This window comes from Serratia sp. LSHTC3 (assembly GCF_057197125.1).
The window spans coordinates 261,390-273,979 of record NZ_JBXUNP010000005.1; the positions used below are offsets into that span (position 1 = coordinate 261,390).

At 59.7% G+C, this 12,590-nt stretch carries 12 protein-coding genes and 3 tRNA genes; 1 reads left to right on the forward strand and 14 read right to left on the reverse strand.

From position 1 onward, the window contains the following. Nucleotides 1-22 precede the first annotated feature (22 nt). The 11 genes from rihA to miaB all read right to left on the reverse strand — a co-directional run bounded on the left by rihA (nt 23) and on the right by miaB (nt 10,852). Nucleotides 23-955 (reverse strand): pyrimidine-specific ribonucleoside hydrolase RihA, encoded by a 933-nt coding sequence (gene rihA / locus AC2CGI_RS19530; protein ID WP_015376943.1) that lies wholly within the window; start codon nt 953-955, stop codon nt 23-25. 113 nt (nt 956-1,068) lie between these two features. Then, nucleotides 1,069-1,794, reverse strand: a complete 726-nt coding sequence (locus AC2CGI_RS19535; RefSeq protein ID WP_015376944.1) for an amino acid ABC transporter ATP-binding protein — start codon at nt 1,792-1,794, stop codon at nt 1,069-1,071. Then, nucleotides 1,794-2,468 (reverse strand): glutamate/aspartate ABC transporter permease GltK, encoded by a 675-nt coding sequence (gene gltK, locus AC2CGI_RS19540; protein ID WP_004939982.1) that lies wholly within the window; start codon nt 2,466-2,468, stop codon nt 1,794-1,796. Before gltK ends, AC2CGI_RS19535 begins: the two co-directional genes overlap by 1 nt. Beyond that, nucleotides 2,468-3,208, reverse strand: a complete 741-nt coding sequence (locus AC2CGI_RS19545; protein ID WP_004939979.1) for an amino acid ABC transporter permease — start codon at nt 3,206-3,208, stop codon at nt 2,468-2,470. The genes gltK and AC2CGI_RS19545 overlap by 1 nt, the downstream gene beginning before the upstream one ends. 213 nt (nt 3,209-3,421) lie before the next feature. After that, on the reverse strand, nt 3,422-4,318 hold the full coding sequence (locus AC2CGI_RS19550; protein WP_076740488.1) for an amino acid ABC transporter substrate-binding protein: 897 nt from the start codon (nt 4,316-4,318) through the stop codon (nt 3,422-3,424). A 394-nt stretch (nt 4,319-4,712) separates the two neighbouring features. After that, nucleotides 4,713-6,242 (reverse strand): apolipoprotein N-acyltransferase, encoded by a 1,530-nt coding sequence (gene lnt, locus AC2CGI_RS19555; RefSeq protein ID WP_015376946.1) that lies wholly within the window; start codon nt 6,240-6,242, stop codon nt 4,713-4,715. 7 nt (nt 6,243-6,249) lie between these two features. Next, nucleotides 6,250-7,128 (reverse strand): CNNM family magnesium/cobalt transport protein CorC, encoded by an 879-nt coding sequence (gene corC / locus AC2CGI_RS19560; protein WP_004939973.1) that lies wholly within the window; start codon nt 7,126-7,128, stop codon nt 6,250-6,252. Between the two features lie 85 nt (nt 7,129-7,213). After that, nucleotides 7,214-7,687: an rRNA maturation RNase YbeY gene (gene ybeY, locus AC2CGI_RS19565; protein WP_004939970.1), complete on the reverse strand. Its 474-nt coding sequence runs from the start codon at nt 7,685-7,687 to the stop codon at nt 7,214-7,216. Then, nucleotides 7,684-8,739 (reverse strand): PhoH family protein, encoded by a 1,056-nt coding sequence (locus AC2CGI_RS19570; protein WP_004939969.1) that lies wholly within the window; start codon nt 8,737-8,739, stop codon nt 7,684-7,686. The genes ybeY and AC2CGI_RS19570 overlap by 4 nt, the downstream gene beginning before the upstream one ends. 234 nt (nt 8,740-8,973) lie before the next feature. After that, complete coding sequence (locus AC2CGI_RS19575; protein ID WP_004939967.1) at nt 8,974-9,309, reverse strand: zinc ribbon domain-containing protein YjdM; 336 nt, start codon at nt 9,307-9,309, stop codon at nt 8,974-8,976. Nucleotides 9,310-9,427: 118 nt separating this feature from the next. After that, nucleotides 9,428-10,852 carry a tRNA (N6-isopentenyl adenosine(37)-C2)-methylthiotransferase MiaB gene (miaB, locus tag AC2CGI_RS19580; RefSeq protein ID WP_004939964.1) on the reverse strand — a complete coding sequence of 475 codons (1,425 nt, stop codon included), beginning with the start codon at nt 10,850-10,852 and terminating at the stop codon, nt 9,428-9,430. Between the two features lie 197 nt (nt 10,853-11,049). Here miaB and ubiF point away from each other — a divergent pair, with 197 nt between their 5' ends. Beyond that, on the forward strand, nt 11,050-12,231 hold the full coding sequence (gene ubiF / locus AC2CGI_RS19585; protein WP_021504618.1) for a 3-demethoxyubiquinol 3-hydroxylase: 1,182 nt from the start codon (nt 11,050-11,052) through the stop codon (nt 12,229-12,231). Between the two features lie 87 nt (nt 12,232-12,318). Here ubiF and AC2CGI_RS19590 read toward each other — a convergent pair. The 3 genes from AC2CGI_RS19590 to AC2CGI_RS19600 form a co-directional block, all read right to left on the reverse strand. Beyond that, a tRNA-Gln gene (locus AC2CGI_RS19590) sits at nt 12,319-12,393 on the reverse strand. 4 nt (nt 12,394-12,397) lie between these two features. After that, nucleotides 12,398-12,474: transfer RNA gene (locus AC2CGI_RS19595), tRNA-Met, on the reverse strand. A 41-nt stretch (nt 12,475-12,515) separates the two neighbouring features. Further along, nucleotides 12,516-12,590 (reverse strand) — tRNA-Gln (locus AC2CGI_RS19600).

Below are 12,590 nucleotides of genomic sequence, written 5' to 3' on the forward strand. Positions count from 1 at the left end.
GCGCGAGCGCGCCCCGATAGGATCAATAACGCGCTACGCGCTCGGCCAGCAGATCGATAAAGCCCTCGCGGTTGATGCCGGTCAGCACTTCCACGTTGGCCGCGTTGCCGGTTTGCTGGAAATAGTCCACTACCGTCATGCCGACGGTGTATTCCCCTTTGGTCTCCACGCCGACCCAGCGTTCAACGCCGGTAAACAGCTGTGGCGCCAGCAGCCAGGCGATGGTGCAGGGATCGTGCATCGCTGCGCCGGGCAGGCCGCGCGGATGGCTGAGGTACAGCGGCAGATAAAAATCGAGCATCTCCGCGACCGCCTGCGCGACCGGATTGTCTATCTGACGAATGCGCTCGATATCCTGCGGCAACACCAGTGCCTGATGGGTGACGTTCAGCCCGGCCATGGTCAGCGGCACGCCGGATTTCAGCACCATTTCGGCGGCTTCGGGATCGACGAAGATGTTGAACTCCGCCACCGGCGTGGTATTGCCGGCGTTCATGCCGCCGCCCATGAATACGATGCGCTCGATGCGGCTTTTCAACTCGGCATGCTGGGCCAGTAGCAGGGCGATATTGGTCATCGGGCCGGTCACCACCAGGGTTATCGGCTGTGGGCTGGCGCGCAGCAGGTCGGCGATCAGCTCGACGGCGCCGCGGGGATCGGGTTTGAGGGTCGGCGTCGGCAGGTGGGTGTTGCCCATGCCGGTTTTGCCGTGGACATAGTCGGCGATCACCAGCTCGCGCATCAGCGGGCCGCCGGCGCCGGCGGCGACCGGGATGTCCTCGCGCTGCATCAGGGTCAGCAGGCCCAGCGCATTATGCAGGGTTTTCTCCGGCGTCTGGTTGCCGGCGGAGGTGGTAATGGCTTTGACGTCCAGCTCCGGCGAACGCAGCGCCATGGCCAGCGCGATGGCGTCGTCGAGGCCGGGATCGCAATCGATGATAATAGGGCGGGGCATGTTCTTTCTCCTCTGTTTGTTATCCAGCGAGCATCGGATCAAAACCGGGGAGAAACAAGCGCTTTTAGTGCCGGGAGAAAAGATGCGCCCCTGGCGGGGCGCATCGAGAGCGTTTAGTGCAGGATCTTGGCCAGGAAGTCCTTGGCGCGATCGGACTCGGGGTTGTTGAAGAAATCGTCTTTGTTGCGGTCTTCGACGATTTTGCCTTCGTCCATAAAGATTACCCGATTCGCCACCTTGCGGGCGAAGCCCATTTCGTGGGTTACCACCATCATGGTCATGCCTTCGTTCGCCAGTTCGACCATCACGTCCAGCACTTCGTTGATCATTTCCGGATCGAGCGCCGAGGTCGGTTCATCGAACAGCATGGCGATAGGATCCATGCACAGTGCGCGGGCGATGGCGACGCGCTGCTGCTGGCCGCCGGACAGCTGGCCGGGGAACTTGTTGGCATGGGCGGAGAGGCCGACGCGTTCAAGCAGCTTCAGGCCCTTCTCGCGTGAGGCGGTCTTATCGCGCTTGAGCACTTTCACCTGCGCCAGCGTCAGGTTGTCGATAATGGACAGGTGCGGGAACAGCTCAAAGTGTTGGAACACCATGCCGACTTTGGCACGCAGCTGCGCCAGGTTGGTTTTCTTGTCGTTGACCGAGGTGCCGTTCACCAGGATGCTTCCCTGCTGGATCGGCTCCAGGCCGTTGACGGTTTTAATCAGGGTGGATTTGCCGGAACCTGAAGGACCGCAGACGACGACCACTTCGCCTTTTTTCACTTCGGTGGTGCAATCGGTCAACACTTGGAAGTGACCGTACCACTTGGAAACATTTTTCAGGGATATCATCAAACAGTCCTTTTCTTCAAATAGCTTACCAGCGCAGAGGCGGCGAGGCTGATAACAAAATAGACAAAACCGGCGAACAGGATCATTTCAACCTGGGTGCCGTCGCGTTCGCCGATGGTCGACGCGGTGCGGAAGAAGTCGGCCAGGCTCAGTACGTAAACCAGCGAGGTATCCTGGAACAGTACGATGCCCTGGGTCAGCAGCAGTGGCACCATGGCGCGGAACGCCTGCGGCAGGATCACCAGCCGCATGGACTGCCAGTGGGTCATGCCCAGCGCCAGCGCGGCGGAGGATTGGCCACGCGAGATGCTGATGATACCGGCGCGGATGATTTCCGAGTAATAGGCCGCTTCAAACAGGGAAAAGGCTACCATAGCCGAGATCAGGCGAATATCGGTTTTCGGCGACAGCCCTAGAACCTGTTGTAATAAGCTTGGAACCACCAGATAGAACCACAGCAGCACCATCACCAGCGGCACCGAACGGAACAGGTTGACGTACAGGGTGGCGAACCAGCTTATCGGCTTGAACGGCGACAGACGCATCACCGCCAGCACGGTGCCCCACAGGATGCCGACCACGATGGCGGTCACGGTGATCTTCAGCGTGATCACCATGCCTTGCAGCAGATAAGGGAAGCTTGGGACGATCGACGCCCAGTCAAATTCGTACATTATTTACTCCCCAGGTTGCCAGGCAACTGCACTTTCTTTTCGACCAGACGCATAAACAGCATGATAACGGCGTTGATGCCGATATAAGCCAGCGTGATGGCGGTAAAGGATTCATAGGCGTGTGCGGAGTAATCCAACAGCTTACCGGCCTGCGCGGCCATGTCCACCAGCCCGATGGTGGAGGCGATGGCGGAGTTTTTGACCAGGTTGAGCATTTCCGAGGTCATCGGCGGCACGATCACCCGGTAGGCGTTCGGCAGCAGCACGTAGCGGTAGGTTTGCGGCAGCGTCAGGCCCATCGCCAGCCCGGCGGCTTTCTGGCCGCGCGGCAGGGACTGAATGGCGGCGCGCACCTGTTCGCAAACGCGGGCGGCGGTAAACAGCCCCAGACAGAGCATGGAAGAGACGAAGAACTGCACGTTGGGATCCAGCTCGGTTTTGAACCAGGTGCCGATATTGGCCGGCAGCAGCTCGGGGATCACCAGATACCAGGTAAAGAATTGCACGATCAGCGGCACGTTGCGGAACAGTTCGACGTAACAGGTGCCGAGGGTGGAAAGAAAGCGGTTGGGCACGGTACGCAAGATACCGAACAGTGAACCGACGAAGAAAGCGATAATCCAGGCACAGACGGAGAGGGCCACCGTGACCTGAAAGCCGGACCAGATCCAGCCGAGGTAAGTGGTGTTCCCAAACGGGGCCTGCTGCAGGAAGATACCCCAGTTCCAATCTATTGACATAACAAACTCCGATAAACGGGCGCAGGGCGCCGAAGATTGATGACTTGATGAGCGCCGATCGCCGCGCGGCCAGTCTGGCTGGCTTGTTGTGTACGGGTGTCGGTGATGCGCCTTGGGGAAAATGAGGGAGGGGAACGGCCCCCCTCATTCCTGTCTGTCCCAGTCATCAACTGGGCCGGTTTGGCCTGGCGGCCGCGCCGGCTTTTGTTCTATTTAGTTCAACGCTTTGTCGTTTGGCACTTTGAACAGTTGCTTCATGTCGTCCGACAGTTCGAAGTTCATGTTGAGGTTTTTCGGTGGAATAGGCTGCTTGAACCATTTCTCAAACCACTTGGCCGCTTCACCGGAGGTTTGCGCCTGGGCGATGGTGTCATCGACCAGCTTTTTAAACTCAGGATCGTCTTTGCGCAGCATGCAGCCGTAGGCCTCTTTCGACTGCGGCGTGCCGATGATTTCCCACTGATCCGGTTTCTTGGCCTTGGCGCGTTCGCCCGCCAGCAGGGCATCATCCATCATGAAGGCCACGGCGCGGCCGCTTTCCAGCGTGCGGAAGGAATCGCCGTGGTCTTTGGCGCTGATGATACGCATGTTCATCTTGTCGCTGTCGTTCAGCTTGTTCAGCAGCACTTCGGAGGTGGTGCCGGAGGTGACCACCACCGGTTTGCCGGCCAGGTCTTTAAAGTCTTTGATGTCGGAGCCCTTTTTCACCAGCAAGCGGGTGCCGACCACGAAAATGGTGTCGGAGAAGGCGGCCTGTTTCTGGCGCTCGAGGTTATTGGTGGTGGATCCGCACTCGAAATCATAGGTGCCGTTTTGCAGCAGCGGGATGCGGTTCTGCGAGGTAATCGGCAGCATTTTCACCTGCAGATTCGGCGCATTCAGCTTTTTCTTAACGGCTTCAACGATTTGGTTGGAGTAGTCCTGAGAGTAGCCCACAACTTTTTGTTGGTTGTCGTAGTAGGAGAACGGCACTGACGATTCGCGGTGGCCGACAACGATCACGCCATTGTCTTTGATTTTCTTCAGCGTACCGGTCAGGTCTTCCGCATGCGCCACGCTACCTGCCGCACCGAGCAGCAGTAACGATAACGCCAATTTACGCATTTGCATGGTCCAACTCCTTTGCTGTTGTTGTGGCTCTGACTAAAGAGCGTCAGGTTAAATCGACTGTTTATTGCTCAAGTTATAAAGATAGTCTTATGAACTGAACGCTGTTAAAAAATAACCGATTGTGAACACCTTGAAACTAAAATGTTTCATTTTTTGAGACGCCGCGCGCACCAAATCAATGCAACAAAACGTCGGCGCACCCGTGCGGTGCGCTTAATGCACCCAAAATGTGCGCAGGTGCGACAAAACGTCAGCAAAAGTAAACCGGCGCGCGATGTCGCCATAGATAAAAGCAAGGAGTGTGCCAGCCGCGTTGATTTAACGACGTTTTCTGACTGAGGCGGGGATATTGACGGGAACGCGGGGCGCGGCGGGCGCGCCCCGGCGAAGAGGATTATTTGCGGCGCAAGCCCAACATCAGCGCCCAGCCGCCCAGCAGCAGGGTAATCACCCACAGCGGTGTGGCGCCGAAGCGCGCATAAGGCGTGACGCCGGTGGTCGGCGTGACCTTCACTTCGAGCACCTGGCGGGTAAACTGCGGGATCTCGGCGATCACCTCGCCGTTGGCATCCACCGCGGCGGTGACGCCGTTATTGGTGCTGCGCAGCAGCGGCCGGCCGAGCTCCAGCGCCCGCATGCGCGCCATCTGGAAGTGCTGCCACGGGCCGATGGAGTGGCCGAACCAGGCGTCGTTGGAGATGGTCAGCAGGAAGTTGGTGTCCGGGCGGAAGTTATCGCGCACCTGCTGGCCCAGCACGATCTCGTAACAGATGGCCGCCGTCAGGTTGTAGCCGCGTACGCTGAGCTGCGGCTGCACGTAGTCGCCGCGGCTGAAACCGGACATCGGCAGATTGAAGAACGGCGCGATAGGGCGCAGCAGTTCACCCAGCGGCACAAACTCGCCGAACGGCACCAGGTGATGCTTGTTGTAGCGATCTTTGGCCGGGTAGCTGTACGGCGTCGGTTCGCCCAGCACGATGGCGCTGTTGTATTCCTGCACGCCTTGTGGGGTGGCGCGCGCATCGACGATGCCGGTGATCAGGCTGCTGTTCTTCGCCCGCATCAGGTCATCCATCATGGTCAGGAAGCCGTTCTGACGCGGCTCGAAGTCAGGGATGGCGGACTCTGGCCAGATGATGATCGGCGCCTTGCCCATGTAGGGGCGGGTTTCGTCCAGATAGGTTTGCAGCGTGCTGAGCAGAATGCTCGGATCCCACTTCATTGACTGGGGAATGTTGCCTTGCACCATGGCGACGTTCACCGCTTTCTCCGGCTGCGGGGTAAACCACTGCAGCTGGCGCAGCGGCCACGGCAACAGCAGCAGCGCGGCGGCGATCACGGCTGCCGACAGGCGCCGTTGATTGACGGCGTACACCAGCAGGCCGGCGATGGCCATCAGCACAAAGGTGATGGCGTCAACACCCAGCAGCGGCGCGATGCCCTTCAGCGGGCCGTTGATCTGGCTGTAGCCGAACTGCAGCCACGGGAAGCCGGTCAGCACCCAGCCGCGCAGGAATTCGGTCACCTGCCACAGCGCCGGCGCGGCGATGGCCAGCCGCCACCAACTGGTGGCCGGCCACAGGCGCGTCAGCAGCCCGGCGAACAGTCCGGTGTACAGCGACAGGTAAGCGGCGAGCAGCACCACCAGGAAGACGTTGACGGCGAACGGCATGCCGCCGAAATCGGCGATGCTGACATACACCCAGTTGATGCCGCTGCCGAACAGCCCGAAGCCCCAGACAAAGCCGAGCAGGGCGGACTGTTTGGTGGTGCGATTGAGGGTAACGGCCAGCAGGCCGAACAGGGAGACGATGGCCGCGGGCCAGAAGTCGTAGGGCGAGAACGCCAGCGTCCCGCCGGCACCTGACAACAGCGCCAGCAGGGCGCGAACCCGCTGGCGTTCAAGTAATGAGGCTTTAGCCATGTTGGATTTAATCTTCCAGTTTCGGTGGTGGAGAATCGTCCGGAATTTTTACATGAACCTGGATGATACGTCGACTGTCGGCCATGGCAACTTTAAATAGGTAACCTTCGATTTCAATGGTTTCCCCGCGCGCCGGCAGGTGGCCGAAGGCCTGCATCACCAGACCGCCGATGGTATCGACCTCGTCATCGCTGAAGTGGGTGCCGAAGGCTTCGTTGAAGTCTTCGATCGGGGCCAGCGCGCGCACGGTGTACATGTGGCGGCTGAGCTGGCGGATATCCAGATCGTCTTCGTCGTCATATTCGTCTTCGATTTCGCCGACGATCAGTTCCAGGATATCTTCGATGGTGACCAGGCCGGACACGCCGCCGAATTCGTCAATGACAATCGCCATGTGATAGCGCTGGGAGCGGAATTCTTTCAGCATCCGGTCGACGCGCTTGCTTTCCGGCACCACCACCGCGGTGCGCAGCACCTTGTCGATGCTGAACGGCTCGGAATCTGCGCGCATGAACGGCAGCAGATCCTTGGCCATCAGGATGCCTTCGATGTGATCTTTGTCTTCGCTGATCACCGGGAAACGCGAGTGGGCGGAGTCGATAATCACGTCCAGGCACTCTTCCAGCGTCTGGTTGCGCTTGAGCGTCACCATCTGGGAGCGGGGGATCATGATGTCGCGCACGCGCTGTTCGGCGATATCCATCACGCCTTCCAGCATGTCGCGGGTATCGGGATCGATCAGGTCGTTTTGTTCGGAATCGCGGATCAGCTCGACCAGATCGCCACGGTTTTTGGGCTCGCCGTGGAACAACTGGTTAAGGATAAGAGTAAAGAACCCCTTCTTGGGACTGGGGCTGTCATTGCTTTGTGAATGGTCGTCGCTCATGGCGTTTTCGTTACTGTCACTCATGTCAGAGTTAAGGGGCGTCAGCGACAGCCCCGCAGAGGGGCTGTAGGGTAAACGGCTGACGTCAGACGGGGTCTTTTTCCGCCAGGTACGGATCAGGATAGCCCAGTCCGTGCATGATTTCGGTTTCCAAAGACTCCATTTCTTCGGCTTCATCGTCTTCGATGTGGTCATACCCTAGCAGATGGAGGCTGCCGTGGACAACCATATGCGCCCAGTGGGCCTCCAGCGCCTTGCCTTGCTCAATCGCTTCCTGTTCAACCACCTGGCGGCAGATGATCAGATCGCCGAGCAGCGGCAGCTCGATGCCCGGCGGGGCTTCGAACGGGAAAGAGAGCACGTTGGTCGGCTTGTCTTTACCGCGGTAGGTCAGGTTCAGCTCGTGGCTTTCCGCTTCGTCCACCAGACGCACGGTCACCTCGGCCTCTTCCTGAAATTGCGGCAGCACGCCTTCCAGCCAGCGCTGGAAGGTGGCCTCGTCCGGCAGGCCGTCGCTGCTTTCACAGGCAATCTGCAGATCCAAAATCACCTGACTCATGGTGTCTCCTGCTCGGAGGCGGCGAGCGCCTCGCGCTTACGTTGTTCGGCAATCGCGTCTTTGCGTTTCTGTTCGGCCGCTTCCCAGGCCTCATAGGCGATGACCACGCGGGCCACCACCGGGTGGCGCACCACGTCTTCGCTGTGGAAGAAGTTGAAGCTCAGCTCTTCCACGTCCGACAGCACTTCCACCGCGTGGCGCAGGCCGGATTTCTGGTTGCGCGGCAGGTCGATCTGGGTGACGTCGCCGGTGATGACCGCCTTCGAGTTGAAACCGATGCGCGTCAGGAACATCTTCATCTGTTCGATGGTGGTGTTCTGGCTCTCATCCAGAATGATAAAGGCGTCGTTCAGCGTGCGGCCGCGCATATAGGCCAGCGGTGCGACTTCGATCACGTTGCGTTCGATGAGCTTCTCCACGCGCTCGAAGCCCAGCATTTCGAACAGGGCGTCGTACAGCGGGCGCAGATAAGGATCGACCTTCTGGCTCAGATCGCCCGGCAGGAAGCCCAGCTTTTCGCCGGCTTCGACTGCGGGGCGGGTCAGCAGAATGCGGCGAATTTCCTGGCGTTCCAGCGCATCCACCGCGGCGGCGACCGCCAGGTAGGTTTTGCCGGTGCCCGCCGGGCCGATGCCGAAGGTGATGTCGTGATCGAGAATGTTGGCGATGTATTGCGCCTGGTTAGGCGTGCGCGGTTTCACCATGCCGCGCTTGGTTTTAATGGTGACCGCCTTGCCGTAATCCGGCACGCTGTCGGCCACCTGTTCCAGCACCCGGCTCTCTTTGATCGCCAGATGGATTTGCTCCGGATCGATATCCGGGATCACGCCGCGAATCGGCGCGGTATCCACGTAAAGATGGCGCAGGATATCGGCGGCGGCGACCACGCACAGGTTCTTGCCGACCAGCTTGAAACGGTTGTCGCGGCGATTGATTTCGATGCCCAATCGGCGCTCGAGTTGCTTGATGTTGTCATCAAACGGGCCGCACAGGCTGAGCAAACGCTGGTTGTCTGCGGGCTCTAACAAAATTTCTTGTGTTGCGACGTTCAAACTATTCCTCTAGGTCACATCGGGCCTGGTTGATGTCACATAGCGCGTCCGGGACGCGCGCGTTCAGGACGAGCCTGAATACTCTCTTTCTTGAATTATTCATGGTGCGCCGCAACGGCGCAAGTTTACCGCTGATCTATCTGTGCGCCGTCGGCGGAATTCAAGGGAAGACAAGGAAAAAACGCGGCGGGGCGCAAAGCCCGCCGCGTCATCACAGGACAAGATCGCTGGGAATCAGTTCTTTTTCACGAATTCGGATTTCAGTTTCATCGGGCCGAAACCGTCGATTTTGCAGTCGATGTTGTGATCGCCTTCCACCAGACGAATGTTTTTCACCTTGGTGCCGATTTTCAGCATCGAGGAACTGCCTTTGACCTTCAGGTCCTTGATCACGGTGACCGCGTCGCCGTCCGCCAGCAGGTTGCCGTTGGCGTCTTTGACGATCAGCGCGTCCTGATCTTCCGCCGGGGCGCTGTCGCTCCACTCATGGGCGCACTCAGGGCAGATGAACAGGGCATTGTCCTGGTAGGTGTATTCGGAGTTGCACTTCGGGCAGTGTGGGAGTTGCATGTTATGTCGCCTCTTCAACAATAAAAAAATAAAAAAGAACATCACCGGGCGCGGACGCCCGGCGGAGAAACGGTAAGGAGTAGCGCGAACGGGCGGCGATAAGGCGGCCGCCGCGGCGTCAGGGCTGGTAAATGCCGACGCCCAGCGCGTTTTCTTTGCGGGTACGGGCGATCACCGACTGCGGGGATTCATGTACGCGCAGATCCATCTGCTGCTCGGTGCGCACCACTGCGCCACGCAGGGTGTTGGTCAGCACCTCGGTAATTTCCACGTCGACAAACTGGCCGATCATGTCAGGCGTGCCTTCGAAGTTTACCACACGGTTGCATTCCGTGCGCCCGGCCAGTTCCATCACGCTTTTGCGCGAGGTGCCTTCCACCAGAATGCGCTGGACGGTGCCGAGCATGCGGCGGCTGAACTGCAGCGCCTGCTGGTTGATGCGATCCTGCAGAATGTACAGCCGCTGCTTTTTCTCTTCTTCGCTGACGTCGTCAACCATGTCCGCCGCCGGGGTGCCCGGGCGCGACGAATAGATGAAGCTGAAGCTGACGTCGAAGTTGACGTCGGCGATCAGGTTCATGGTCTGTTCGAAGTCGGCCTGGCTCTCGCCCGGGAAACCGACGATGAAATCGGAGCTGAGCTGAATGTTCGGGCGCGCCTTGCGCAGCTTGCGGATAATCGCCTTGTACTCCAGCGCGGTATGCGCGCGTTTCATCATGGTCAGGATGCGATCCGAACCGCTCTGCACCGGCAGATGCAGGAAGCTGACCAGCTCCGGCGTGTCTTCGTACACCGCGATGATATCGTCGGTGAACTCGATCGGGTGGCTGGTGGTGAAGCGAATGCGATCGATGCCGTCGATGGCCGCCACCAGGCGCAGCAGTTCGGCGAACGAGCAGATATCGCCGTCATGCGTGGCGCCGCGGTAAGCGTTGACGTTTTGGCCGAGCAGGTTGACCTCGCGCACGCCCTGCGCCGCCAGCTGGGCGATTTCGAACAGCACGTCGTCGCTCGGGCGGCTCACTTCTTCACCGCGAGTGTAAGGCACCACGCAGAAAGTGCAGTATTTGTTGCAGCCTTCCATGATCGACACGAACGCGGTCGGGCCTTCGGCGCGCGGTTCCGGCAATCGGTCGAATTTTTCGATCTCCGGGAAGCTGATATCAACCACCGGGCTGCGGGTGCCCTGAACGTGGTTGATCATTTCCGGCAGGCGGTGCAAGGTCTGCGGGCCGAATACCACGTCGACGCAGGGCGCGCGGCTGCGGATAAGCTCCCCTTCTTGCGAGGCCACGCAACCGCCGACCCCGATGATGACAGACGGGTTTTTTTCTTTCAGCAAGCGCCAGCGCCCCAGCATGGCGAAAACTTTCTCCTGCGCTTTTTCGCGGATCGAGCAGGTGTTCAGCAACAGCACGTCCGCTTCTTCGGCGTTGTCGGTCCACTCGAAGCCGTGCGTGCTGTTCAACAGGTCGGCCATTTTCGATGAATCGTACTCATTCATCTGGCAGCCCCAGGTTTTGATATGTAGTTTTTTCGTCATTGACTTGCCATTACTCAGTGCGGAGCGAAAGTTGCGTTACGCGACATGCAGGGCGCGTATTGTAATCATTTGCCGCCGTTGTGACCAGCGCGGGGGAAAATGGCACGCAACCTGAAGCCGAAGCGAAAATCCGGTACACTGCGCAAAACGCCATGCCGGGTGGGATGGCGAGCATTCACACAGAAAACATAGCCAATATGAAGACATCTCAAAATCGGTATGACGCGGTGGTAGTGGGCGGCGGCATGGTCGGCGCGGCGGCGGCCCTCGGGCTGGCGCAGGCGGGCTGGTCGGTGGCGTTGCTGGAACATCAGGCGCCGCAGGCGTTCGAGGCGCAAAGCCCGCCGGATCTGCGCATTTCCGCTATCGGCTGCACCTCGGTGGGGCTGCTGAAACAGCTCGGCGCCTGGCCGGCCGTGACGGCGATGCGCACGGCGCCGTATCGCCGGCTGGAGACCTGGGAATGGGCATCGTCGCGGGTGGCGTTCGACGCGGTGTCACTGGGGTTGCCGGAGCTGGGCTTTATGGTGGAAAACCGTATTCTGCAGTTGGCGCTGTGGCAGCAGTTCGCGCAGTGCGCCAACCTGACGTTGCTGTGCCCCGCCAGGCTGCAATCGCTGCAGCGGGCGGACAAGGCCTGGCAGCTGACGCTGGACAGCGGTGAAACGCTGCAGGCGCGGCTGGTTATCGGCGCCGATGGCGCCAACTCGCAGGTGCGCAAGCTGGCGGCGATCGGCACCAACGGCTGGCAGTATCGTCAGGCGTGCATGTTGATCACCGTCGATACCGGCGCGCCGCAGCAGGATGTGACCTGGCAGCGCTTCTTCCCGTCCGGGCCGCGCGCCTTCCTGCCGCTGTACGACAGCTGGGCATCGCTGGTGTGGTATGACAGCCCGCAGCGCATTCGCCAACTGCAGGCGATGCCGCCGGCGCAGCTGGAGCGTGAGATCGCCACCGCTTTTCCAGCGCGGCTGGGCCCGGTCAAGGTGCACGCCGCCGGATCGTTCCCGTTGACGCGGCGTCATGCGCAGCGTTACGTGCTGCCGGGGTTGGCGCTGCTGGGGGATGCGGCGCATACCATCAACCCGCTGGCCGGGCAGGGCGTCAATCTGGGATATCGCGACGTGGATGCCTTGCTGAGCGTGTTGAGCGAGGCGCGGGAGCAGGGAGAGGACTGGAGCAGCGAGGCGGTGCTGCTGCGTTATCAGCGCCGTCGCCGTACCGACAATCTGCTGATGCAGAGCGGCATGGATCTATTTTATACCGCCTTCAGCAATAATCTGGCTCCGCTGAACGTGGCGCGCAATCTGGCGCTGATGGCCGCGCAGCGGGCGGGCAAGCTGAAAGAACATGCGTTGAAGTACGCGTTAGGATTGTAACCGACAGGGCTCAGCGGCGGCTGGGCCTATTAAGGATGGCTGAACGCCAGACAGCAAAAAGCCCGCCGAAGCGGGCTTTTCTAAATATGGCTGGGGTGCCAGGATTCGAACCTGGGTATGCTGGTATCAGAAACCAGAGCCTTACCGCTTGGCGACACCCCAATTATGGTGGCTACGACGGGATTTGAACCTGTGACCCCATCATTATGAGTGATGTGCTCTAACCAGCTGAGCTACGTAGCCGATGTTACTTTTTACTTCTTTGATTTGCAAGCAGTTTGTTATGGCTGGGGTACCTGGATTCGAACCAGGGAATGCCGGTATCAAAAACCGGTGCCTTACCGCTTGGCGATACCCCA

Excerpts from the sequence above, each read along its gene's own strand:
- rihA (WP_015376943.1), bottom strand. The coding sequence starts at position 955 with ATGCCCCGCCCTATTATCATCGATTGCGATCCCGGCCTCGACGACGCC.
- AC2CGI_RS19535 (WP_015376944.1), bottom strand. The coding sequence starts at position 1,794 with ATGATATCCCTGAAAAATGTTTCCAAGTGGTACGGTCACTTCCAAGTG.
- gltK (WP_004939982.1), bottom strand. The coding sequence starts at position 2,468 with ATGTACGAATTTGACTGGGCGTCGATCGTCCCAAGCTTCCCTTATCTG.
- AC2CGI_RS19545 (WP_004939979.1), bottom strand. The coding sequence starts at position 3,208 with ATGTCAATAGATTGGAACTGGGGTATCTTCCTGCAGCAGGCCCCGTTT.
- AC2CGI_RS19550 (WP_076740488.1), bottom strand. The coding sequence starts at position 4,318 with ATGCAAATGCGTAAATTGGCGTTATCGTTACTGCTGCTCGGTGCGGCA.
- lnt (WP_015376946.1), bottom strand. The coding sequence starts at position 6,242 with ATGGCTAAAGCCTCATTACTTGAACGCCAGCGGGTTCGCGCCCTGCTG.
- corC (WP_004939973.1), bottom strand. The coding sequence starts at position 7,128 with ATGAGCGACGACCATTCACAAAGCAATGACAGCCCCAGTCCCAAGAAG.
- ybeY (WP_004939970.1), bottom strand. The coding sequence starts at position 7,687 with ATGAGTCAGGTGATTTTGGATCTGCAGATTGCCTGTGAAAGCAGCGAC.
- AC2CGI_RS19575 (WP_004939967.1), bottom strand. The coding sequence starts at position 9,309 with ATGCAACTCCCACACTGCCCGAAGTGCAACTCCGAATACACCTACCAG.
- miaB (WP_004939964.1), bottom strand. The coding sequence starts at position 10,852 with ATGACGAAAAAACTACATATCAAAACCTGGGGCTGCCAGATGAATGAG.
- ubiF (WP_021504618.1), top strand. The coding sequence starts at position 11,050 with ATGAAGACATCTCAAAATCGGTATGACGCGGTGGTAGTGGGCGGCGGC.